The organism is Mycobacterium avium subsp. avium (genome assembly GCF_009741445.1).
GTDB classification, from domain to species: Bacteria; Actinomycetota; Actinomycetes; order Mycobacteriales; family Mycobacteriaceae; genus Mycobacterium; species Mycobacterium avium.
The window spans coordinates 1,491,088-1,515,823 of the sequence record NZ_CP046507.1 but is presented as its reverse complement, the minus strand read 5'-3'; the positions used below and the strand labels follow the sequence as shown (position 1 = coordinate 1,515,823).

Annotated in this window: 12 protein-coding genes and 2 pseudogenes; 8 read left to right on the top strand and 6 right to left on the bottom strand. The window is 70.1% G+C overall.

Going from position 1 to position 24,736, the window contains the following annotated elements:
* Positions 1-114: 114 nt before the first annotated feature.
* The 5 genes and pseudogenes from MAA44156_RS23510 to MAA44156_RS06985 all read left to right on the top strand — a co-directional run.
* Positions 115-594, top strand: a pseudogene (locus MAA44156_RS23510) (hypothetical protein); the annotation flags it as partial.
* Positions 590-10,369: pseudogene (locus MAA44156_RS07000) on the top strand (amino acid adenylation domain-containing protein); the annotation flags it as partial. The pseudogenes MAA44156_RS23510 and MAA44156_RS07000, both read left to right, overlap by 5 nt.
* 159 nt (positions 10,370-10,528) lie before the next feature.
* Positions 10,529-12,334 carry an N-acetylglutaminylglutamine amidotransferase gene (locus MAA44156_RS06995; RefSeq protein WP_009977201.1) on the top strand — a complete coding sequence of 602 codons (1,806 nt, stop codon included), beginning with the start codon at positions 10,529-10,531 and terminating at the stop codon, positions 12,332-12,334.
* Entirely contained in the window at positions 12,331-14,124 is a 1,794-nt protein-coding gene (ngg, locus tag MAA44156_RS06990; protein ID WP_009977198.1) for an N-acetylglutaminylglutamine synthetase, read from the top strand. The genes MAA44156_RS06995 and ngg overlap by 4 nt, the downstream gene beginning before the upstream one ends.
* A gap of 3 nt (positions 14,125-14,127) precedes the next feature.
* Positions 14,128-15,618 carry an MFS transporter gene (locus MAA44156_RS06985; protein WP_009977195.1) on the top strand — a complete coding sequence of 497 codons (1,491 nt, stop codon included), beginning with the start codon at positions 14,128-14,130 and terminating at the stop codon, positions 15,616-15,618.
* 244 nt (positions 15,619-15,862) lie between these two features.
* Here MAA44156_RS06985 and MAA44156_RS06980 read toward each other — a convergent pair whose 3' ends face one another.
* From MAA44156_RS06980 to MAA44156_RS06970, 3 genes are all read right to left on the bottom strand, one after another.
* The gene (locus MAA44156_RS06980; protein ID WP_050427677.1) at positions 15,863-16,204 is read right to left on the bottom strand and encodes a hypothetical protein; all 342 of its coding nucleotides are present in this window, start codon (positions 16,202-16,204) and stop codon (positions 15,863-15,865) included.
* Positions 16,205-16,369: 165 nt separating this feature from the next.
* A complete protein-coding gene (locus MAA44156_RS06975; RefSeq protein WP_065371170.1) occupies positions 16,370-17,080 on the bottom strand; it encodes a pyrimidine reductase family protein in 711 nt (236 codons plus the stop codon).
* 2 nt (positions 17,081-17,082) lie between these two features.
* A complete protein-coding gene (locus MAA44156_RS06970; RefSeq protein ID WP_009977188.1) occupies positions 17,083-17,580 on the bottom strand; it encodes a flavin reductase family protein in 498 nt (165 codons plus the stop codon).
* A gap of 229 nt (positions 17,581-17,809) precedes the next feature.
* Here MAA44156_RS06970 and MAA44156_RS06965 point away from each other — a divergent pair, with 229 nt between their 5' ends.
* Positions 17,810-19,258 (top strand): multicopper oxidase family protein, encoded by a 1,449-nt coding sequence (locus MAA44156_RS06965; protein WP_029248496.1) that lies wholly within the window; start codon positions 17,810-17,812, stop codon positions 19,256-19,258.
* A 26-nt stretch (positions 19,259-19,284) separates the two neighbouring features.
* Here the strand turns inward: MAA44156_RS06965 and MAA44156_RS06960 are convergent, their stop codons facing one another.
* Positions 19,285-20,436 carry an NAD(P)/FAD-dependent oxidoreductase gene (locus MAA44156_RS06960; RefSeq protein ID WP_009977186.1) on the bottom strand — a complete coding sequence of 384 codons (1,152 nt, stop codon included), beginning with the start codon at positions 20,434-20,436 and terminating at the stop codon, positions 19,285-19,287.
* Positions 20,437-20,502: 66 nt separating this feature from the next.
* On the opposite strand from MAA44156_RS06960, the gene MAA44156_RS06955 reads away from it, so the two are divergent.
* Positions 20,503-21,378, top strand: a complete 876-nt coding sequence (locus MAA44156_RS06955) for a hypothetical protein (protein WP_023884417.1) — start codon at positions 20,503-20,505, stop codon at positions 21,376-21,378.
* Between the two features lies 1 nt (position 21,379).
* Here MAA44156_RS06955 and MAA44156_RS06950 read toward each other — a convergent pair whose 3' ends face one another.
* Positions 21,380-22,300 (bottom strand): TIGR03619 family F420-dependent LLM class oxidoreductase, encoded by a 921-nt coding sequence (locus MAA44156_RS06950; protein WP_009977184.1) that lies wholly within the window; start codon positions 22,298-22,300, stop codon positions 21,380-21,382.
* Between the two features lie 61 nt (positions 22,301-22,361).
* On the opposite strand from MAA44156_RS06950, the gene MAA44156_RS06945 reads away from it, so the two are divergent.
* Positions 22,362-23,042 (top strand): PadR family transcriptional regulator, encoded by a 681-nt coding sequence (locus MAA44156_RS06945; RefSeq protein ID WP_009977182.1) that lies wholly within the window; start codon positions 22,362-22,364, stop codon positions 23,040-23,042.
* Between the two features lie 99 nt (positions 23,043-23,141).
* On the opposite strand, the gene MAA44156_RS06940 is transcribed toward MAA44156_RS06945, so the two are convergent.
* Positions 23,142-24,554, bottom strand: a complete 1,413-nt coding sequence (locus MAA44156_RS06940; RefSeq protein WP_080555769.1) for an IS110 family RNA-guided transposase — start codon at positions 24,552-24,554, stop codon at positions 23,142-23,144.
* Between the last annotated feature and the right edge of the window lie 182 nt (positions 24,555-24,736).

Below are 24,736 nucleotides of genomic sequence, written 5' to 3'. Positions count from 1 at the left end.
CCCTGCCAGCGCGTTGCCACATGCACAGCACCTTAAGTCAGGGTTCTTGCCAGGAAAACATTGCATGTGCCATGCTTCGGACGTGCAGCTTCCCGGCCAGCGAACGGTAGGGCCATGACGGAGACGATTAACGCCGACGAACGCCAGAGGTCGCAGCAGAGGCGCGGACTTTCGTCACTGCAAAAGTCGCTGTTCGGAGTTCTGGCTTTCTTCTTCGCTATCCATGTCGTGTTCTGGTTCCTCGAATTTCACGGCGGGGTTTCGCATGTCGTCGCGTCCACCGGATTGGTAGTTGTCGTCGTTGGGTGTTTCTTGACGGCGCTTGCGCTGCCGTGGCTACCGGTGGCGGGCCGACGCGACTGGACGAAGGCGGAGCGACTGAGCGCGATGGTGATTGTGTGGGTGTTCATCGCTCTGATTCCACGGTTCATCTGGGAGCTGCCGTGGCTTCTGCTGTTCGACCAGATCAGGGCCGGCGTCCAGAAAGGCGCTCTGTGGACGTACATGTGGGCGCCCATCCTGCTCGGAGGCGACGCACGCTACTTGAACGGTGACCCGCTCATCGTTGTCCTTGAGTGGGTTGCCTTCTTCGTACATCATCTACACCTCGGGCACCACCGGTGTGCCCAAAGGCGTTGCGGTCAGCCACCACAACGTGACCCGGCTGTTCGACGCGCAGGCCGTCGGCGTCGAGTTGTCCGCCGATCAGGTGTGGACGCAGTTCCATTCGTACGCGTTCGACTACTCGGTGTGGGAGATCTGGGGCGCGCTGCTGCACGGCGGCCGGCTGGTGGTGGTGTCCGACGCGGTGGCCCGCTCACCGATGGACTTCCACGCCCTGCTGGTGGCCGAGAACGTCACCGTGTTGAGCCAAACCCCGTCGGCGGTGCGGATGCTCTCCCCGCAGGGCCTGGAATCCGCGGCGCTGGTGATCGGCGCCGAGCCCTGCCCACCCGAGCTGCTGGACCGCTGGGCGCCCGGGCGCACCATGGTCAACGTCTACGGCCCGACCGAAGCCACCATCTTCTCGACGGCCAGCACACCGCTGGCGGCCGGTTCGGGGGCGCCGCCGATCGGCTCGCCGGTGCCCGGGACGGCGCTGTTGGTGCTGGACGGCTGGCTGCGCCCGGTGCCGGCCGGCGTGGTCGGCGAGCTGTACGTGGCCGGCCGCGGCGTGGGCTACGGCTACCTGCGCCGGGCCGGGCTGACCGCGTCGCGGTTCGTGGCGTGTCCGTTCGGGGCGCCCGGGGCGCGGATGTATCGCACGGGCGATCTGGTGCGCTGGCGCGCCGACGGGCAGCTGGACTACCTGGGCCGCGCCGACGAGCAGGTCAAGATCCGCGGCTACCGCATCGAGGTCGGCGAGATCCGCTCCGCCCTGGCCGCGCTCGACGGCGTCGACGAGGCGGTCGTGATCGCCCGCGAGGACCGGCCCGGGGACAAGCGGCTGGTCGGCTACATCACCGGGGACGCCGACCCGGCCGAGGCCCGCGCCCGGCTGGCCGAGCGGCTGCCGGCCTACATGGTCCCCGTCGCGGTGGTGGTGCTGGACGCGCTGCCGATGACCGTCAACGGCAAACTCGACCTGCGCGCCCTGCCGGCGCCCGAATACGCCGCGGCCGGCTACCGGTCGCCGACCACCCCCGCCGAGGAGATCCTGGCCGGCATCTACGCCCACGTGCTCGGCGTGCAGCGGGTCGGGGTCGACGACTCCTTCTTCGACCTGGGCGGCGACAGCATCTCGGCGATGCGGGTGATCGCGGCCATCAACAGCGCCCTGGACGTCGGTGTCCCGGTGCGGGCCATCTTCGAGGCGCCCACGGTCGCCCAGCTGGCGCCGCGCATCGGTGAGGACGCCGGCCGGCTGGACCCGCTGACGGCGGGCGAACGTCCCGCGGTGGTGCCGCTGTCGTTCGCGCAGAGCCGGCTGTGGTTCCTCGACCAGCTGCAGGGGCCGTCCCCGGTGTACAACATGGCGGCCGCGCTGCGGATGCACGGCCGGCTCGATGACCGGGCGCTGGGCGCGGCGCTGGCCGACGTGGTGGCCCGGCACGAGAGCCTGCGCACGGTGTTCGCCGCGCCCGACGGAACGCCGCAACAGGTGGTGCTGCCGGCCGAGCGCGCCGACCTCGGCTGGCGGGTGGTGAACGCCCGCGACTGGTCGGCGAGCCGGCTGCGCGAGGCCATCGACGCCGCGGCCCGCGAAACCTTCGACCTGGCAACCCAAATCCCGTTGCGCGCAACACTTTTCCGCATCGGCGAGGACGAACACGTGCTGGTGGCCGTGGTGCATCACATCGCCGCCGACGGCTGGTCGTTGCGGCCGCTGGTGCGTGACCTGGGGGTGGCCTACGCCAGCCGGTGCGCCGGTCACGCCCCGGGCTGGGAGCCGCTGCCGGTGCAATACGTCGACTACACGCTGTGGCAGCGCGCCCAGTTCGGCGAGCTGGCCGACAGTGGCAGCCGCATCGCCGCCCAGCTGGCCTACTGGCAGCAGGCGCTGGCCGGCATGCCCGAGCGGCTGGCGCTGCCCACCGACCGGCCCTACCCGCAGCTCGCCGATCAGCGCGGCGCGGCCGTCGACGTGGACTGGCCGGCCGATCTGCAGCAGCAGGTCGCGGGGCTGGCCCGCGAGTACAACTCCACCAGCTTCATGGTGGTGCAGGCCGCGCTGGCGGTGCTGCTGGCCAAGCTCAGCGCCAGCACCGACGTCGCCGTCGGCTTCCCGATCGCCGGGCGGCGCGACCCGGCCCTCGACGACCTGGTCGGGTTCTTCGTGAACACCCTGGTACTGCGGGTCGACCTGTCCGGCGATCCCAGCTTCACCGAGCTGCTGGCCCGGGTCCGCACCCGCAGCCTGGAGGCCTTCGAGCACCAGGATGTGCCGTTCGAGGTGCTGGTGGAGCGGCTCAACCCGACCCGCAGCCTCACCCATCACCCGCTGGTGCAGGTGATGCTGGCCTGGCAGAACTTCGCCGGCCAGGACGCCGACCCCGGCGCCGGGCTGGCCCTGGGCGACGACGTGCGGGTCACCTCGATGCCGCTGGACACCCAGGTCGCCCGCATGGACCTGACGTTCTCGTTGGCCGAACGCTGGACCGAGGACGACGAGCCCGCCGGGATCGGCGGACGGGTGGAATTCCGCACCGACGTGTTCGACGCGGACACCATCGAGACGCTGATCCGGCGGCTGCAGCGGGTGCTGGAGGCGATGACCGCCGACCCGACACAATCCGTGTCGTCGGTGGACCTGCTGGACGCCGGCGAGCACGCGCACCTCGACCGCATCGGCAACCGGGCCGCGCTCAGCGGGCCGGCAGCCCAATTCCACTCCATCCCAACGGTTTTCGCCGAGCAGGCCGCCCGCACCCCGGACGCCGTCGCGCTGGTCTACGAAGACCGCTCATGGACCTACCGCGAGCTCGACGAGGCCGCCAACCGGTTGGCGCACCGGCTGGCCGGCTTCGGGGTGGGCGCCGGCGAGCGGGTGGCCCTGCTATTTTCCAGGTCGGCCGAGGCCATCGTCGCGATCCTGGCCGTGCTCAAGGCTGGCGCCGCCTACCTGCCGATCGACCCGGCGCTGCCGGACGAGCGGATCGGGTTCATGCTGGCCGACGCCGCGCCGATGGTCGCGATCAGCACCGCCGAGCTGGCACCGCGGCTGCACGGCCACCACGTCGTCGTCCTCGACGTGCACGACCCGGCCGTCGACACTCAGCCGTCGACCCCGCTGCCGCCGCCGGGTGCGGACGACATCGCCTACCTGATCTACACCTCGGGCACCACCGGTGTGCCCAAAGGCGTTGCGGTGAGCCACCGCAACGTGACGCAGCTGCTCACCGCCGATTCCGGGCTGCCGCGCGAGGGCGTGTGGTCGCAGTGGCATTCGCTGGCCTTCGACGTGTCGGTGTGGGAGATCTTCGGCGCCCTGCTGCACGGCGGCCGGCTGGTGGTGATCCCCGACTCGGTGGTGCGCTCGCCGGACGACTTCCACGCCCTGCTGGTCGACGAACAGGTCAGCGTGCTCAGCCAGACCCCGTCGGCCGCCGGCACCCTCTCACCCGAGGGCCTCGAATCGACCGCCCTGGTGGTCGCCGGCGAGGCGTGCCCGGCCGAGCTGGTCGACCGGTGGGCCCCGGGCCGGACGATGATCAACGCCTACGGCCCCACCGAGGCCACCGTCTACACCGCGATCAGCGCGCCGCTGCAGCCCGGGTCACCGGCCGGGGTGCCGATCGGCTTCCCGGTCCCCGGCACCGGCCTGTTCGTGCTCGACGAATCGCTGCGGCCGGTGCCGCCGGGCGTGGTGGGCGAGCTCTATGTCGCCGGCGCCGGGGTGGCCTGCGGCTACTGGCGGCGCGGCGGGCTGACCGCATCGCGGTTCGTGGCGTGTCCGTTCGGGCGGCCGGGGGCGCGGATGTATCGCACGGGCGATCTGGTGCGCTGGCGCGGCGACGGGCAGCTGGACTACCTGGGTCGGGCCGACGAGCAGGTCAAGGTCCGCGGCTACCGCATCGAACTCGGCGAGGTGCGCTCGGCGCTGGCCGCGCTGGACGGGGTGGACCAGGCCGCCGTCGTCGCCCGCGAGGACCGGCCGGGGGACAAGCGGCTGGTCGGCTACATCACCGGGGACGCCGACCCGGCCGAGGCCCGCGCCCGGCTGGGCGAGCGGCTGCCGGCCTACATGGTGCCGGCGGCCATCGTCGCGCTCGACGCAATCCCGTTGACGCCCAACGGAAAACTCGACACCCGCGCCCTGCCCGCACCCGAATACTCCGACGCCGGCCAATACCGCGCCCCCGAAACCCCCGTCGAGCAGACCCTGGCCGCCATCTACGCCCAGGTGCTGGGCGTGCAGCGGGTCGGGGTCGACGACTCCTTCTTCGACCTGGGCGGCGACAGCATCTCCTCGATGCAGGTGGTGACCCGGGCCAAGGCCGCCGGCCTGGCGGTGCGCACCCGCGACATCTTCACCGAGCAGACCGTGGCCCGGCTGGCCCGGGTGGCAGGCGTGGCCGACGAGGACGGCGGGCCGGCCGACGAGGGCACCGGCGAGGTGACGGCCACGCCGATCATCGAATGGTTGCGCGGCGTGAACGGCCCGGTCGATGAGTTCAACCAGACGATGGTGCTGCAGGCGCCCGCCGGCGTCACCGAGGCCGACGTGGTGGCGGTGCTGCAGGCCCTGCTGGACCGGCACGCCATGCTGCGGCTGCGCGTCGACACCGCGGCGGACACCGGCGAGTGGTCGCTGCAGGTGCCCGAGCCCGGGTCGGTGGACGCCGCGCAGCGGGTGCACACCGTGGACGAGCTGTCCGACGCGGCGATCATCGAGGCGCGGTCGCGGCTGAACCCGGCCGCCGGCGTGATGCTCAGCGCCCTGTGGGTGGGCTCCACCGGCCGGCTGGTGCTGATCATTCATCACCTGGCCGTCGACGGGGTGTCCTGGCGGGTGCTGCTGGAAGACCTCAACATCGCCTGGGGCCAGCATCACAACGGCCAGCCGATCGTGCTGCCCGCGGGCGGCACGTCATTCGCCCGGTGGGCGTCGCTGCTGGCCGAGCACGCCTCCTCGCCGGCGGTGGTCGAGCAGGCCGACGCCTGGCGGCGGGTCGCCGCGACGCCGCCCGCGCTCCCGCCGGTGCGCCCCGAGGCGGACACCTACCAGAGCGCCGAGAACCTGGCGGCCACGCTGGACACCGAAACCACCCGCACGCTGCTCGGCGAGGCGCCCGCGGCGTTCCACGCCGGGGTCAACGACATCCTGCTCATCGCGTTCGCGCTGGCCTGGGCCGAGTTCCTGGACAGCGCGGACGCCCCGATCGGCATCGACGTCGAGGGCCACGGCCGGCACGAGGAACTGGCCGCCGGCGTGGACCTGTCGCGCACCGTCGGCTGGTTCACCACCAAATACCCGGTCGCCCTGACCGTCGGCGCCCTGGAGTGGGAGCAGGTGACCTCCGGCGCGCCGGGGCTGGGCGCACTGGTCAAAGACGCCAAGGAGCAACTGCGCGCCCTGCCCGACCCGCTGAGCTACGGGCTGCTGCGCTACGTCAACACCGACGTCGACCTGGACGGCGCCGACCCGCCGATCGGGTTCAACTACCTGGGCCGGCTGGGCGGCGCGGCCGCCGAGCTCTCCGACGAGCTATGGCGGATCAGCCGCGACGGCTCCTCGGCGACCGCCACCAGCACCGCGGTGCCCATGCCGTTGATGCACACCGTGGACCTCAACGCCGGCACCATGGACACCGAGCACGGCCCGCAGCTACACGCCAACTGGACCTGGGCGCCCTCGGCGCTGAACCGCGACCAGGTGACCCGGTTGAGCCGGCTGTGGTTCGACGCCCTGGCCGGCATCTGCGCGCACGTGCGCGCCGGCGGCGGCGGACTGACCCCGTCCGACATCGCGCCCGCGCGGCTGACTCCGCCGCAGATCGACCAGCTCGAGCGCCAACACCGGATCGCCGACGTGCTGCCGCTGACCCCGCTGCAGCAGGGCCTGCTGTTCCACGCCAACACCACCCGCGGCGGCGACGACCATCTCTACGTGGTGCAGCTGGATCTGACATTGACCGGCCCGCTCGACCGGGACCGGCTGCGCGAGGCCATGCACACCGTGATCAGCCGGCACCCGCACCTGGGGGCCCGCTTCTGCGATCAGTTCGACGAGCCGGTTCAGGTCATCCCGGCGGATCCGACGATGGCGTGGCGGTACCTCGAGCTGCATGCCAACGGCAGCGAGTCCGACGCCCAGATCCGGCGGCTGTGCGCCGGCGAACGTGCCGCGGTCTACGACCTGGCCGAGGCGCCCGCGGTCCGGGCCGTGTTGATCCGCACCGGGCCCGACCGGCACCGGCTGGTGCTCACCATCCACCACATCGTGCTCGACGGCTGGTCGGTGCCGATCCTGCTCAACGAGACGTTCGCCTGCTACACCGGGCAGCGGCTGCCCGCGCCCGCGCCCTACCGCAGGTTCGTGACCTGGCTGGCCGAGCGCGACCTCGACGCCGCCCGCGCGGCGTGGGGCGAGGCGCTCGCCGGTTTCGACACCCCGACACTGGTCGGGCCGCCGCATTCGCTGGAGCCGGGCGCCCGAGGCGTCCAAGCGTTCGCGGTGTCCGCGGAGATCACCCGGGCGCTCGGCGAGCTGGCCCGCGCCCACCACACCACGGTCAGCACCGTGCTGCAGGCCGCGTGGGCGCAGCTGCTGCTGTGGCAGACCGGCCAGCACGACGTCGCGTTCGGCACCACCGTGTCGGGCCGGCCCGCCGAGGTGCCCGGCGCCGACTCGATGGTGGGCCTGATGATCAACACCGTCCCGGTGCGCGCCCGCATCTCCGCGGCCACCACCACGACCGATCTGCTCGCCCAGCTGCAACGCGGTCACGCCGACACGCTGGACCACCAGCACCTGGCATTGAGCGAGATTCACCGAATCGCCGGCCAGGACAAGCTGTTTGACACGCTGTTCGGCTACGAGAACTACCCGCTGGACACCTCGGCGCTGGCCGTCGACCACGAGCTGACCATCAGCGACGTCAACCTGTTCGAGCGCAACCACTACCCGCTGACCATGCAGGCCGCCCTGTCCGGCGACCGGCTGGGGCTGCGGGTGGAATACGACGCCGGCATCTTCGACGCGGCCACCATCGAGACGCTGAGCCGCCGGTTGGAGCGGGTGCTGATCGCGATGACCGCCGACCCGGCCCGGCCGCTGTCGTCGGTCGACCTGCTCGACCCGTCCGAGCGTCAGCGCTTGGACGACATCGGTAACCGGGCGGCACTGGCCGGGCCGCCGCCCGCGCCGCCGTCGATCCCGGTGTTGTTCGCCGCGCGGGCGGCGCAGACCCCGGATGCGGTGGCGATCAGCTGGGATGGCCTGTCGATGACGTACCGGGAACTCGACGAGGCCGCCAACCGGCTGGCGCACCTGCTGGCCGATCACGGTGCCGGCCCGGGACAGTCTGTGGCGCTGCTGTTTTCGCGGTCCGCCGAGGCGGTTGCGTCGATTCTGGCGGTGCTCAAGACCGGCGCGGCCTATCTGCCGATCGATGCGGCGGCGCCGGCCGCCCGGGTCAGGTTCATGCTCGCCGACTCCGCGGCGGTCGCCGCGGTCACCACCGCGGGTCTGCGGTCGCGGCTGGACGGCTGCGACGTGGCGGCCATCGACATCGAGGACCCCCGGATCCAGACCCGGCCGAGCACGCCGTTGCCGGTGGCCGCGGCCGACGGTGTCGCCTATGTCATCTACACGTCGGGTACGACGGGTGTGCCCAAAGGTGTTGCGGTCACGCATCGCAACGTGACGCAGTTGTTGGGGTCGCTGGATGCGGGACTGCCGTCGCCCGGCGTGTGGACGCAAAGCCACTCGTATGCGTTCGATGTGTCGGTGTGGGAGATCTTCGGCGCGCTGCTGCGGGGCGGGCGTCTGGTGGTGGTGCCCGAGGCGGTGACCCGCGCGCCCGAAGAGCTGCACGACGTGCTGGTCAATGAGCAGGTCTCGGTGTTGACGCAGACGCCGTCGGCGGTGGCGATGCTCTCGCCGCAGGGGTTGGAGTCGGTGTCGTTGGTGGTGGTGGGGGAGGCCTGCCCGGCTGAGGTGGTGGATCGCTGGTCGGGCGGGCGGGTGATGGTCAACGCCTACGGCCCGACGGAGACGACGATGTGCGTGGCCATTAGCGCGCCGCTGGCCCCGGGTATGGGGTCACCGCCGATCGGTGTGCCGGTGGACGGTGCTGCGTTGTTTGTGCTGGACGCGTGGTTGCGGCCGGTGCCGGCGGGGGTGGTCGGCGAGTTGTATGTTGCCGGCGCCGGGGTGGCCGCGGGGTATGTGGGCCGGTCGGGGCTGACGGCGTCGCGGTTTGTGGCGTGTCCGTTCGGGGCGCCCGGTGCGCGCATGTATCGCACCGGGGATCTGGTGTGTTGGCGTTCCGATGGGCAGTTGGACTATCGGGGTCGCGCCGACGAGCAGGTCAAGGTTCGCGGGTATCGGATCGAGCTCGGTGAGGTGCAGGCGGCGCTGGCCGGGCTGGATGATGTCGAGCAGGCGGTGGTGATCGCCCGTGAGGACCGGCCCGGCGGCAAGCGGCTGGTCGGCTACATCACCGGTACCGCCGACCCGGCCGAGGCGCGCACCGCGCTGGCCCAACGGCTGCCGGTGTACATGGTGCCGACCGCGGTGGTGGCGCTGGACGCCATCCCGTTGACGCCCAACGGAAAAATCGACACCCGCGCCCTACCCACACCCGAATACATGGGCAGCCGCTACCGGGCCCCGTCCAACGCGGTCGAGGAGACCGTGGCCGGCATCTACGCCCATGTGCTCGGCGTGGAGCGGGTCGGCGCCGACGACTCCTTCTTCGACCTCGGCGGCGACAGCATCTCGGCGATGCGGGTGATCACGGCGATCAACGCCAGCCTGGGCGTCGAGCTCGCGGTCCGCACCTTGTTCGAGGCGCCCACCGTCGCAAGCCTGAGCCGGCGGGCGCAGACGGATACCGCTCGCGGCGGACAAGCCGAAGAGATCGTGCCCGTCCAGACCCTGAAAGAGGGGACCGGCGCACCGCTGTTCTGCATCCATGCCGCCGGCGGGCTCAGTTGGTCATATCAGGTGCTCGGCAATCATCTGGATTGCCCGATCATCGGAATTCAACAAGCCGAACCGCAGCACGCCGCGCCGCGGTCGATTCGCGAGATGGCGCAAAGCTACGCCGACAGAATCCAGGAAACCTATCCCGACGGCCCCTACCATCTCGTCGGCTGGTCGTTCGGCGGCGTCGTCGCCCACGAACTCGCGATCGAGCTGCAGCGGCGCGGGTGCGCAATCGCGCGCGTTGTCCTCCTCGACGCTCAACCCGGTCTCGACGGCAGCGTCACCGCACCCGACGCTGCCCTGGCCGAGCAGCACATGATGGAAGAAGCCCTGCGGTCGCACCTGGCCGCCGCCGATCACGACCAACCGCACGCGCATCGGCAGTTCAATCAACTCGTCCGTGAAGCCGGAGCCGAAGGCATGTCTCGACACAAACGCCTTTTCGATGTGCTTTTCGGGAATGCCCGAAACAATATCGAGCGCAGCAAGATTCACGAGCCCGGTGTTTTCCTCGGCGATGTGACCATCTTCTCCGCGGCGCGTGATCACGAGGATCGCAGTGCGTTCCTCGCCGAGAATTGGCGTCCGTACGTTGCCGGCGACATCGTCATCCACGAGATCGACTGCACGCATGACGAGATCCTCAATGCCGATGTGGTGGATTCGTACGGGCAGCGCCTCGGGCAACTGCTGGGCGCGCAACGTCGCCGGGAACTGACCCCACCGCAACGATTCGGGGCGGACCCCGGCGACGACGAGCCGCCCGTCCGGTGATGAGCGATTTCACCGGCCCGTCGCGACGGTGCGATTCATTTCACACCGGCGTCGATCGCGGTGATCACCGCGCACGGATCGCGGCCGTAGCTGGGCCGTTGCAGCGCTTTTGGCGGAGGTCACGCGCGCTGGGAATCGGGCAACGGTAGGGTCGAAGAGGTGTGCGGAGTCACCGGGGAGGTACGACTCGACGGGCGGGCGCCCGATGTAGCCGCGGTCTCGGCGATGGCCGCCGTGCTGACACCACGCGGCCCCGACGCCGGCGGCGCCTGGTCGCAGGGCCGCGTCGCGCTGGGGCATCGTCGCCTCAAGATCATCGACCTGACCGAAGCCGGCGCCCAGCCGATGGTCGACTCCGAGCTGGGCCTGTCCATCGCTTGGAACGGCTGCATCTACAACTACAAGGAACTGCGCAGCGAGCTGTCCGGCTACGGCTACCGGTTCTTCTCGCACAGCGACACCGAGGTCCTGATCAAGGCCTACCACCGGTGGGGCGACGACTTCGTCAGCCATCTGTTCGGCATGTTCGCCTTCGCCATCGTCGAACGCGACAGCGGTCGGGTGCTGCTCGGCCGCGACCGCCTCGGCATCAAACCCCTCTACCTGACCGAGGACAGTCACCGGGTCCGGTTCGCCTCGACGCTGCCCGCGCTGCTGGCCGGCGGCGGCGTGGACACCCGCATCGACCCGGTCGCCCTGCACCACTACATGAGCTTCCACTCGGTGGTGCCCGCCCCGGCCACCATCCTGCGCGGGGTCCGCAAGGTGCCGCCCGCCTCGCTGGTCGCCATCGAACCCGACGGCAAACGCACCGTCACCACCTACTGGGCGCCCGATTTCACCCGGCACGCCGACCGCGCCGACTGGTCCGAACGCGACTGGGAGGACGCCGTGCTGTCCACCCTGCGACTGGCCGTCAAGCGCCGGCTGGTGGCCGACGTCCCGGTGGGCTGCCTGCTGTCCGGTGGTGTCGACTCCAGCCTGATCGTGGGTCTGCTCGCCGAAGCCGGCCAGCACGGGCTGTCCACCTTCTCCATCGGCTTCGAGTCGGCGGGCGGGGTGAAGGGCGACGAGTTCCAGTACTCCGACATCGTGGCCCAGCGCTTCGAGACCAACCACCACCAGATCCGCATCGACTCCGCCCGGATGCTGCCCGCGCTGGACGGCGCCATCGGCGCGATGAGCGAACCGATGGTCAGCCACGACTGCGTCGCCTTCTACCTGCTCAGCCAGGAAGTGGCCCGGCACGTCAAGGTGGTGCAGTCCGGGCAGGGCGCCGACGAGGTGTTCGCCGGCTACCACTGGTACCCGCCGATGGGCGATCCGGCCGCCGCCACCCTGGACGGGGCCGTCGCCCAGTACCGGCGGGCCTTCTTCGACCGAGACACCGCCGGCGTCGCGCAGCTGGTCGGACCCGGCATCCTCGCCCCGGGCGACCCCAGCCTGCGGTTCGTCACCGAACACTTCGCCCAGGCCGGCGCCGAGACCGGCATCGACCGCGCGTTGCGGCTCGACACCACGGTGATGCTGATCGACGACCCGGTGAAGCGGGTCGACAACATGACGATGGCCTGGGGGCTGGAGGGCCGGGTGCCCTTCCTCGACCACGAGCTGGTCGAGCTGGCCGCCACCTGCCCGCCGGAGTACAAGATCGCCCACGAAGGCAAGGGTGTGCTCAAACAGGCTGCGCGACGGGTCATTCCGTCCGAGGTGATCGACCGGCCCAAGGGCTACTTCCCGGTCCCGGCGCTGACCCACCTGGAAGGCCCCTACCTGGACATGGTCCGTGACGCGCTGTACGCGCCGACCGCCAAGGAACGCGGTCTGTTCAACACCGACGCGGTCGACGCGCTGCTGGCCAACCCCAACGGCAAGCTGACCCCGCTGCGCGGCAACGAGCTGTGGCAGATCGCCCTGCTCGAGCTGTGGCTGCAGCGGCACGGTGTGACGGGCCCGGTTGCATGACCATGACCGATCCGGCAGAGGATCACCCCTCCGAGGCGATCACCCTCGGGCTGCACGACGCGTCGCCGCCCGAGATGGTGGACGCGATGGCCAAGGACGTCGAGCTCGAATTGGGTTGGGGCCGACTGATTTTCGGGCAAACCTTCGCCAATTCCCAAGAGCTGGTCGAGGCGCTGCGGCGGGAAGGGCCCGGCCGGCGCGACATCTGCATCTACGCCCGCGAATCCCATGTCGTGGTCGCCGAGGCGCCCACCGAGCTCTTCATCGACCCCAGCCACACCTACCGGCTGCGGTTCACCGGTAAGGAGAAGAGCCTGGCGCCCACACCGCTGGGCGTCACGGTCCGCACGCTCAACGACCCGATCGACGCCGACGCGATGAACCGGGTGTACGTGCGCTGCGGCATGGTCCCGGCCGGGGTGGACGTGATCTGGGAGAACCATCAGCACGTGCCCGCGGTGAAATACCTGCTCGCGGTGCGCGACGAGGACGGCGCCGTGGTCGGCACCGTCACCGGCGTCGACCACGAGTTGCTGTTCAACGACCCCGAGCACGGGTCGAGCCTGTGGACGCTGGCCGTCGACCCGGCCGCCGGGCTGCCCGGGGTGGGCGGCGCCCTGACCCGGGCGCTGGCCGAGCACTTCCGCAGCGCCGGCCGCGCCTACATGGATCTGTCGGTGGCGCACGACAATGCCGCCGCCATCAGCCTGTACGAGAAGCTGGGCTTCCGCCGCGTGCCGGTGCTGGCCATCAAGCGCAAGAACGCGATCAACGAGCCGCTGTTCAGCCCGCCGCCGGAGACGGTCGACGACCTCAATCCCTACGCCCGGATCATCGCCGACGAGGCGCTGCGCCGCGGGATCTGGGTCGAGGTGCTCGACGCCGAGACCGGCGAGATGCGGCTAACCCACGGCGGCCGCAGCGTCATCACCCGGGAATCGCTGTCCGAGTACACCTCGGCGGTGGCCATGTGCCGGTGCGACGACAAGCGGTTGACCCGCCGCCTGGTCTCCGAGGCGGGCATCACCGTGCCGCGCGCCCGGCTGGCCACCTTCGACGAGGGCGACTTCGCGTTCCTCAAGGAGGTCGGCGAGGTCGTCGTCAAACCCACCCGCGGCGAGCAGGGCAAGGGCATCACGGTCGGGGTCACCGCCGAGAACGGGCCCGACGACCTGTCCGCCGCCCTGGCCCGGGCCCGGGCGCAATACCCGGACGTGCTGATCGAGCAGCGGGTGCCCGGCGACGACCTTCGGCTGGTGGTGATCGACGGCCGTGTCGTCGCCGCCGCGCTGCGGCTGCCGCCGGAGGTCATCGGCACCGGCGAGCACAGCGTGCGGGACCTGATCGCCGCCGAGAGCCGGCGCCGCTCGGCGGCCACCGGCGGCGAATCGCGCATCCCGCTCGACGAACTCACCGAGGCCACCGTCGCCGAAGCCGGCTGGAAGCTCGACGACGTGCTGCCCCAGGGCACCCGGCTGCGGGTGCGCCGGACCGCCAACCTGCATCAGGGCGGCACCATCCACGACGTCACCGCGCAGGTCAACAGCGAACTGTGCCGGGTCGCGGTGACCGCGGCCGAAGCGATCGGCATCCCGGTGACCGGCATCGACCTGCTGGTGCCGGACGTGACCGGCGCCGACTACGCCTTCATCGAAGCCAACGAGCGGCCCGGGCTGGCCAACCACGAACCGCAGCCCACCGCCGCGGCCTTCATCGACTTCCTGTTCCCCGGTCACCCCGGCCAGCCGCAGGCCTGGACTCCCGAGGAATCCCGCTTTGCCCGGGGCTGACGCATGAGCGCCGGCGCGCAGACCAACACCATCACCACACACGTGCCGGCGCGGCTGGACCGGCTGCCGTGGTCGCGGTTCCACTGGCGGGTGGTGATCGGCCTGGGCGGGGTGTGGGTGCTCGACGGGCTCGAGGTCACCATGGTGGGCAACGTCTCGGCGCGGCTGATGGAGCCGGGCAGCGGCATCGCGCTCAACCCGGCACAGATCGGCATGGCGGCCGCGATCTACATCGCCGGAGCATGTTCCGGTGCGCTGTTCTTCGGTCACCTGACCGACCGGTTCGGGCGGCGGAACCTGTTCATCCTCACCCTGGCCCTCTACCTGATCGCCACCGTGGCGACCGCGTTCGCGTTCGCCCCCTGGTATTTCTTCCTGACCCGGTTCTTCACCGGCGCCGGCATCGGCGGTGAATACGCCGCCATCAACTCGGCCATCGACGAGCTGATCCCGACGCGGGTGCGCGGCCGCGTCGACCTGGTGATCAACGGAACCTATTGGCTGGGTTCGGCGGCCGGCGCCGGCGGCGCCCTGATCCTGCTGGACACCTCGAACTTCGCGGCCGACCTCGGCTGGCGCCTGGCCTTCGGCATCGGCGCCATCCTCGGCATCTTCGTGCTGCTGGTCCGACGCAACGTCCCGGAAAGCCCGCGCTGGCTGTTCATCCACGGCCGCGAGGAGGAAGCCGAGCACATCGTCGGCGAGATCGAGGAGGCGGTCCAGCAGCAGACCGGCCGGCCCCTGCCCGAGCCGCAGGGCAAGGCGCTGCGCATCCGTCAGCGCACCGCGATCTCGTTCCGGGAGATCGCCGCGGTGGCCTTCAAGCTCTACCCGCGGCGCGCGGTGCTCGGCCTGGCGTTGTTCATCGGGCAGGCGTTCCTCTACAACGGCGTCACGTTCAACCTCGGCACCCTGCTCAGCCAGTTCTATGCGGTGCCCTCCGGCATGGTGCCGGTGTTCTTCGTGCTGTGGGCGTTGAGCAACTTCGCCGGGCCGCTGCTGCTGGGGCACCTGTTCGACACGGTGGGCCGCAAACAGATGATCACGCTGACCTACATCGGTTCCGCCGTCGTCGTGGTGGCGCTGGCGCTGGTGTTCCTCACCCAGGCCGGCGGGGTGTGGGCCTTCATCGGCGTGCTGATCGTGGCGTTCTTCCTGGCGTCGGCGGGCGCGAGCGCGGCGTACCTGACGGTCAGCGAGATCTTCCCGATGGAGACCCGGGCGCTGGCTATCGCGTTCTTCTACGCGATGGGCACGGCGATCGGCGGCATCACCGGCCCGCTGCTGTTCGGTCAGCTGATCGACTCGGGCCAGCGCGACCATGTGGTGTGGTCGTTCTTGATCGGGGCGGTGGTGATGGCGGCAGCCGGGCTGGTCGAGCTGTGGCTCGGCATCGCCGCCGAACAACGCCCGCTGGAGGACCTGGCCCTGCCGTTGACGGTGGACGACGCCGAAGACACTGAGCCCCAAGGGGATTCAGCGCCCGTCGACTGATCAGCCGGTGAGTTTGGTCAGCCAGCTGGGGTCCTGATAGTTCACCGCCACAGGCGATACGGCCCGAATTGCGAGCCCTCCCGCGAATCCGCGCTCGTGTCATGCATCGGCGACTCCTCGTCCGCCAGCCGTGCGCCGCAAACCGGCTGCCGGCGCCCGGGCAGTGGCGTGCAGGCATAAGGCCAAGGTCTCGGCGACCGCGGGGCACGGCGAATAGCGAAAGCCAGCTAATTCGGTGGGGCGCTCAACGCGGGTCGTCGTCGCCGATGGCGCGGTCGGTGAGCCCTTCCCGGGAAAGCGCCCGCACGAATCCGTAGGCCTGCATCCCGGACGGGCCGGGATTGTCCAGAATCCACTCGCTGATCTTGTCCAGCGCGTTGGCCAGGTCGTCGCGCTTGACCCGGATCAGGTAGGTCTTGCGGTCGTCACCGGGATCCTCGGTGGCCTCGGCGACGGCGACGGGATTCTTGAACGCATACGCGATGCCGTGCACGGCGTCGTGGTTGAGCGCCCATTGGATTTCGCTGGGGCGCAGCCGGTTCACCGCCAGGTTGCGGTAATCGCGGTCGTGGTCTGAACTGCTCACCTGGCCGGCGATCCTTTTCTGTGGGCACGGGTTGCGTGGGCGCTGGGCAGCGGTCAACTGAATCAACTGAAAGGTGATGTCGCGGGACGCGATTCGATCACGTTTCGAGCCGGGCATTTTCATCATAGGAAGAGGCGTGGCCGGCTGCATGCCGAGCGCGGCGGCTCAGCGGCGGTACCGCAGGAACAGATAGTCGTCGCAGACCAGTGCGTGCGCCAGATGCAGGCCGACCGGGGCGGTCAGCCGCGCCGGGTGCACCCGGTAGCCCAACGGTTGGCTGGCGGCCAGCTTGGGGGCCAGCGTCACGCACAATTCGGTGAGCGCGTCGGCCTCCACCAGCTCGTCGAGCAAGGTGGGGCCACCCTCGCACAGGATGCGATGCATGCCCTCCTCGCGCAGCATCGCGACGGCGCGGGCCACATCCACCGTCTCCTCGCCGGCTACCAGCACGTGCTGTGCGTCGAGGTCGGGCCGGGCCGCGGTGCGTGCGCAGGTCACCAGGATGGGCGGCTGCTCGGGATCGCTGAACAGCCGGGCGGGCAGCTCGCCGCTGCGGCTCACCACGGCGATCGGGGGCGGCGCGGCGCGCCCTTCGTGCAGCCGGCGGGCCCGCGCCGCGTCGGTCAGCCGCACCGGGCCGTAGTTCTCGGCCCGGGCGGTGCCGGCGCCGACCAGCACGACGTCGGCCAGACCGCGCAGGATGCGCAGCAGCCGTTGATCGGTGCCGCAGGACAGCGGGCCGGTGCGGCCGCCGAACGCGGCGGCGCCGTCGGCGCTGAAGATCATGTTGGCGCGCACCCCATCCGGGGGATCGGCATAAAAGGGCGCGAGCTCGATGATGCCGGGCACGGCGCTGATCCGGGGCGGCGAGTTCACCCTTACGCCTCGTGTCCCGGTTCCAGGTGGCGCACGTCGCCGAAGGACACCCAGCTTTCCAGCTGCCGCGGCGGGCTCCCGTCGACGGGGGCGAGCAGGTGCCCGACGTGATCGCCCAGCGAGAAACGATCCAGGATCTCGCCGGCGAACCATGCGGCGGCGTCGTCGAGGATGGGCAGCCGGTGCGGGCCGGGATGCCAGGAACAGCGGTCGAACTTGTCGACCTTGTCGCTGGTCTGGCTGCCGAACAGCTCAGCCACGTCCAGGTGGTCGTGGTCGAACACGTGCACGGCCAGGTGGGTGGCGTCGCGCGCGGTGCGGAAGGTGTGGTTGCGCCGCGACAGGCCGACCAGGAACCGGGGCGGGTGGATGCTGGCCTGGCTGGCGAACCCCACCAGGCAGCCGGCCGGGGTGCCGTCGGACTGGGTGGTGACGACGAACATGGGGTAGTTCAGCAGCGCCACCAGCTTTTCGAACGGGTCGGTTCGGGGATCGGCCATTTGCTCAGTCTTCCCCGTCGGCCCGTCGCGGAACCATCCCCAGCGCCCGGCAGTCGCACCGCGCCGCGGCCGGCCCGCGTGACGTATCGTTTGACAGCATGGCGACAGCCAGCCGAGCCGCCGTTGCGTCGCTGCCATCCGCCGCACCGGGCGGCGTCGCCCGGCAATTCCGTGCTGCGCCAAGCGAATCGAGCCACGTGTTGCCGCCGGCCACCGGCGGCCTTGGGCGGTGATGGTGGCGGTCACCCGGCGCGACTTCTGCAAATGGGGCGGCATCGCGGCGCTGGCCGCATGCGCTGGGCCGCCGGACGGTAAGGCCGATTACACGCTGCGGATCGCCACGGGGACAGTCGAATTGGCGCCCGGGCGGGTGGTGTCCACCCTCACCTACAACGGCCAGTTTCCCGGCCCGCTGCTGCGCTTCATGCAGGGTCGGCGCACCTGGGTGGACGTGTACAACGACACCGACGCCCCCGAGCAACTGCATTGGCACGGCCAGCACATCGGTGCCGACGTGGACGGCGCCGCCGAGGAGGGCACGCCGTACGTGCCCGCGCACGGCATGCGCAGGATTTCGTTCGTTCCCGGCCCGGCCGGCTTCCGCTTCTATCACACCCATGTGGTGCCGCGCGCCGATCTGTCCCGCGGCCAGTACAGCGGATTGGTCGGGCCGGTGCACATCGCGTCCAAGGACGATGACGCCGGTGCCTTCGACCAGGAAATCTTCTTGACGCTCAAGGAATTCGAGCCGTCGTTGAGCCGGGGCGGCGACATGGCCGTCGACTTCCTCGCCGGCGCGCAGGAGCCGGATCTGAGGGAGCGGGGCGAGTCGTCGATGGCGGCCTCGCGCGGCCGCGGCGAGCAACCCGGCTACGAGGTCGGCTACCGGGCCTTCGCGATCAATGGACGCATGCTGGGCCACGGCGATCCCATCCGGGTGCGCACCGGCCAGCTGGTGCTGCTGCACGTCCTCAACGCCAGCGCCACCGAAACCCGCAGTTTGGCCCTGCCCGGTCACGCCTTCACCGTCGTCGCGCTGGACGGCAACCCGGTGCCCAACCGGGCGCCGGTGCCGGTGCTGTGGCTCGGCGCGGGGGAACGCGTCTCGGCGCTGGTCAGCATGACCAATCCGGGCGTGTGGGTGCTGGGCGACCTGTCCGACGACGACCGCGAGCACGGGCTGGGCGTGGTCGTCGAATACGCCGGCCGCGCCGGGGAACCGCAATGGGTGCCCCCGCCGCCGTTCACCTGGGATTACCGGCTGTTCGCCGGCCCGCACCCGGCGCCGGTCGCGCCGCCCGATCACACCATCGACCTGCTGATCGAAAAGCGCAACGCCGCCGACAACGGTTTCAACGTCTGGACGGTCAACGGCACACCGTTTGCGATGGACAGCAACCAACCCGTGCTGGACGTCGAACGCGGCAGGCGTTACCGGCTGCGGTTGCGCAACGCCAGCGACGACCTGCACCCGATGCACCTGCACCGGCACACCTTCGAAATCACCCGGTTCGCCGGGACGCCCACCGCCGGCGTGCGCAAGGACGTCGCGATGCTCGGCGGCTACCAGAGCATGGAGATCGACTTCGTGGCCGACCAACCGGGCCTGTCGCTGCTGCACTGCCATCAACAGATCCACATGGATTACGGGCTGATGCTGCTGCTCAACGGCGTCTGATCGGCGAAACTCTTTGTGTACCAACGTCATAGCGTTGGGGGAGTGGCCGTTTCCCGCCCCAGCGGGTCGTTGCGGCGCACCCCGCCGTACATGCCCCACCGCACGATCAGGGGCATCACCACGCGTTGCACCGACCAGGACGGGAAGCGCACGGTATGACCGCTGGGCAAGAAGACTTCCAGCCCGTCGGGCTGGATCCCCACCAGCGAACCCCAGCGCCGCCTCGGCGCCCGGAAGCAGCGCAGCGGCCGGCCGGTGAACTCGGCGACGACGTTGCGCGCCACCAGCGCGTCGCCGCGGTTGCGCGCCGAGCTGCGCAGCGGATCGGTGGCCGCGACGTCGCCGACCGCGAACACTCCGGGGTGCCCGGGCACCCGCAACTGCGGGGTGACCCGGACAAAGCCGCGCTCGTCGAGCAGCTCGGCGGGCAGCCACCCGGTGTTGGGCCGCACCCTCCCGATCGCCCACAGCACGGCGTCGGCCGCGGCCGGCGGTTGCCCGGTGCTCCACTGCACGGGCCGGCTGGTGAGCTCGTCGCAGGCGAAGCCCTCGGGCAGCACGGCGCGATGTCCCGGGTGGACGCCGACCCCCAGCCGGGTCAGCCGGGCGTGCAGCCGCCGCCAGGCGCGGGGATGATGCCCGCGCAGGGCGGTCTCGCCCGGGAAGTACAGGTCGATCCGCTTGTCCTGCCAGGTCCTCGCCATGTTCAGGGCGCTGCTGACCGCGGCCGCGCCGCCGCCCACCACGATCACCGACCCGGCGGCGGCCAGCCGTTCGTGCGCGTCGCGCAGGTCCGCGCCGATCTCGGCGGCCGACTGCAGGGTGGGGCGTCGCCAGAAGCCGTTGCTGACCCCGGTGCAGATGACCAGCGCGTCGTACGGCTCGGCGACGGGTGCGCCGTCGTCGCCGCGCCCGAATACGGTGCGGGCGGCCAGGTCCACCCCGGTGAGCGTCGCCTGCACCGTGCGGACGCCGTCCAGGCGCCGGAACCGGTCGAACGGAATCCAGTAATCGCGGGCCCAGTCGTGCGGGCGGGACAGCCGGACCCCGAGTTCCTGGCCGCTCACCAGGGCGGGTTTGGCGGAGATCCCGACGACGTCGGCGTGCCGGGACAACCGGATCGCCGCCAGGACGCCGACGTCCCCGAGGCCGGCGACGACGACACGCTTGCGGTTCATGCGGTTATCCTGCCCTGCGTAGCTGGCCGCCGTTGACCGATCCGAGGAGGGAGGAGGCCACGCCAGTTGATCGTTTCGCGCCGATCCGTTCGTCCGCCGGCCGCGGCGCCGGCACCTCCCCGGGTGGGCGCCCTGCTGCGCGCCGCGGTGCGCGCCTCGGCTCCCCGTCCCGCCGCGGCGCGGCGCGCCGCCAAGGACTTCGAGAAGGATCTCCTTTCCGCGGTCCGCGCCGAGATCCGCTGGGCGTTCACCCCGCCGCGCACCTGGCTGATGGGTGTGGTGGCCAACGTGATCGCCGCCGCCGCCTGGCTGCTGGTGCAGCCGCTGACTCTGGGCCGCCATCACGACTGGGTGATCCTGGTGGGCACCTACTTCTCGTCGTGGGTGCTCGCCGATGTCACCACCACCAACTTCCTGGGCGCCGATCACTACCGCATCCTGCGCGGGTTGGCCGACGGGGTGCCGTTCGGGCGGATCCTGCTGGTCAAGAACCTGGCCCTGCTCACGATCGTCGGGCTGCCCACCCTGGCCGCCGCGATGGCGTTGACGCTGTGGCTGGAAACGCCTGCGCGGCTTGCCATTACGGTGCCCACCGTCGCGGTTCCGATCGTGTCGTGGCTAGGCGTCGGCAACCTGATCTCGGTGCTGCACCCGGTCAGCGTCGAGCCGCTGATGCGGCGCTGGCGCCAGCGCGCCGATCTGCGCCGCACCCGCAGCTGGCTGCTGGCCCTGGCGCTGCCGTATGCGCTGTATTACGTGGCCGACCCGATGAACGGTGTGGAGCACCGGGTGTTGTGGCAACAGCTGCCCGCGCTGATCTGGCCGGTGTTCGGGCGCGACACCAAGAGCGTGGTCCATTTGGCCATCGCCGTCAGCGTCTGGATCGTCGGCAGCCTCGCGGCCGTGTCCTGGGTGCGCCGGCGCGGACTGCAGATCCGCTGACCTAGGCCAGCTGGGGCTTGATCTCTTCGATGACCCACTGCGCGTAATCAAGGTATTCGTCCACGCCGCCGACGGCGGGCACGGGCACCGCGGTCACCGTCACGCCCTGCTCGGCCAGCCAGCCCAGCCGGTCGACGATCTGGCCCGCGCTCATGCCCGGCCGGTCCCTCACGTCGCGGCGGGCGACGTGTCCCTCGCCGACCCGGTTGGTGCCCAGCCCGTGCATCACCTCGAAAGGCCGGCCGTCGTAACAGGGTTGGGACTTGATGTAGTCGAGTTTTTCCGCGATCTGCTCGGGTGGTGTCAGAAACGGCCACCACCCGGAGCCGAACCTGGCCGCCCGGCGCAACGCGGCGTCGGCGTCACCGCCGATCCAGACCGGAAGGTGGGGTTTTTGAACGGGTTTCGGTTCGAAGGCGATGTCGGCGAACGACACATAGCGGCCGTCGAAGCGGGGTGTGTCGCTGGTCCACAGCTCGACGGTGGCGGCCAGATACTCGTCGGCGATGCGGCCGCGTTCCCCGAACGGCACGCCGAGCAGCTCGAATTCGCGGGCCAGCCATCCCACGCCGAAGGTGACCATCATCCGGCCGCCGCTCATCCAGTCCGCGGTGGCCAGCGCTTTGGCCAGCACGATGGGATGCTGCAGCGGCAGGATGGTGACGCAGGAGTTGACGGCCACCCGCTCGGTGGCCCCGGCGATGAACGCCTGCGCGGTGGTCGAGTGCAGATAATGCGACCCGGACAGCTCGACCTGGTCGACGGGGATGACGAGGTGTTCGGGCACCGCGATCATGTCGTAGCCCCACCGGTCGGCGCATTGCATCATGCGCCGCTGTTCGGGCCCGGTGACCGCCGCTTCCCAGGGCTGCGCAATCGCCTTGAGGCGCATCAGGTGCGGAACGGGAAAGGCGAATTTCACGGGCGTCCCAGCCAGCGGTCCATGACCCCCAATCTAGGGGCGGTGTTGTTAACCTGGCGACATGGCCTCCGAAACGGACCCTGCCAGCCAGAAGCCGGCGCTGGCCGCCACCAGCTGGGCGCTGCTGGGCATGATGTCCTACGAGGAGGAGGTCTCGGGCTACGACCTCAAGAAGTGGATCGACTGGAGTGTCGACCTGTACTACTGGAGCCCGTCCTACAGCCAGGTCTACACCGAGCTGAAGAAGCTGGAGGCGCTCGGGCTGGTGACGTCGCGCGTCGAACGCGACGAGGGCACCCGCAGCCGCCGGCTCTACAAGATCACCCCGGCCGGCATGGACGCTGTCACGCAGTGGACCAACCATGCACCCGTCGACCCGCCGGTGCTCAAACACAGTGTGCTGCTTCGGGTTACGTTCGGGCACCTGAGTAATCCCGGCCGGCTCAAGGAATTGCTGCAGGAGCACGTGGCCTACGCCGAGGCCCGGCATCGCAAGGCCATGGAGGACGCCGAGGGAGCCGAGGCGGAGCCCGCCTGGGCGTATTCAGTGCTCGCATTGCGCTGGGCGGCAAAGTATTACGCTGCCGAGCGGGAGTTCGCGCTGGAGATGATCAAGGAGATCGACGAGGCCGACGCCATCCTGCAGCGCGCCGCAAAAGGTGGGTACGGTAAGCCCCGGCCCACGCCGGGTTACTGGCGTGAGGTCGAGAAGCAGGTCCAGGCGAAGCGCGAGGCGGAGTAGTACTCGGCTTTCCGGATAACTAAAACGCATAGCGAAATTCCTTGTGTCACTTTGGTTTCTGTGGTCACATTGCGGGGTTTTCTGAGTTCCTAAGGGGAGTCAAGCTACTTCGGTGGGTTTTATGCTGGGGTGGACGGGCCGGTGAATTGGAGCGCGTAGCGACTCCTGTTGTTCCCGGCCCGTCCTGCCTTTTTGGCGCTGGGAGTAGCGCTTGGAGGCAGCGTTGATGCGAGTCTTCTTGTCGACGGTGTGGTGGGCGCGGACGATGCGGCGTCCTTCTTCGAAGGTGATGGGTCGTCCGTCGGTGTCGCGCAGCACGTAGTGCGCTCCGGCGCGCCAGCAGGTGGCGATGCGGGTGAGCAGGATGGTGGCAATGTGGCAGATCGCCGAATCGTGGTGGCGCTCGGTGCTCATCAGGCGTTTGTATTTCGCGGCCAGTTGCGGGTCGCTCTTGCGGGCTTGGTCAGCGGCGGCGAAGAGGGCTTCGCGCAGCAGCGGGTCACCGGCTTTGGTGAGTCCGTGGCGCTGTTCTGCTTGTCCGGACTGGTTGACCTTGGGGACGAGGCCGGAGTAGGCGCGGATGGCGGCTAGGGAGTGGAACCGGTGCGGGTCGCCGATGCGGCCGGCGATGACCGCACAGGTGACGGGCCCGACGCCGGGTGCTGAGGCGATGATGCCGCGCGGGTCGGCCTCGGCGTAGAGGTTGGCGGCGCGCTCGTCGAGGTCGTCGATCTGCTCGGTGAGCATCTGGGCTTGCTCGGCTTCGGTAGCGATGTCGGCGGCCAGTTCGGCGAAGTCGATGCGGGCATTAGCGCCAGATCCCCATAGCTGCAGCGATTCTTGGGCGGCGGTCAACAGCAGGGTGGCGTGTGGTTCGCGCCAGGCGCCGCGGGAGTGGCGGATCAGGAAGCGGGTCAGGCGGGCATGGCCGAGACGGATCAGGCTGTGCGGGTCGGCGTAGCGGGCCAGCAGTGCCAGCGCGGCCTTGCCATAGTTGGATCCCAGCGCGTCGTACCAGGCTGGACCGAGGAGCTCGAGCTGGGCGTCAAGGCGCTGGAAGACTGCGGTGCGGCGCTTGACGATCGAGGAGCGGATCTTGACCAGGCGCCGCAGCGGTTCGCCGGGCCCGTCGCCGCTGTGGTCACGCAGCCCCTCTGGATGCAGCAAGGGCAACCGGGCCAACAGCTTGGAGTCCAGATGGTCATTTTTGGTGTGCTTGGAGTAGTAGGCGCGCAGGTCTGCTGACTGGGTGGTGGGCACCATCGAGATCCGGGCGCCGTGATGACGAAACCAGGATGCCAGCGGAACCCATGCGTTGCGGGTGGGCTCCATCACCACCCGCACGGTGTCTTGCTCGCTGAGTCCGATTACTTTCCAGAGCTTTTCGAGGTCGGCGGGCCGGGTGAAGAACTTTCGTCCGGTCCACACATACGTCCCATCGGGACGGGCCAGCGATGCTTGATGAGCAGCCCGGCACGCCACGTCGATACCCAAAATCAGTTCCACGCACATCCTTTCGACGGATCCAGGTCAGTCCCCGGCTCCGACGGGCATGGCCCAGACATTCCGCAAGCAGAAGTCCGCTCCCGAGCGGCTCCAAGTTCCCGAACAGGGACACCGGTCGGCACCTGAGACGCGCCGCGGACGACCACTCAAAAATCAGGAATCACCAGGTGTTCCGGTCGGTGGCCTCG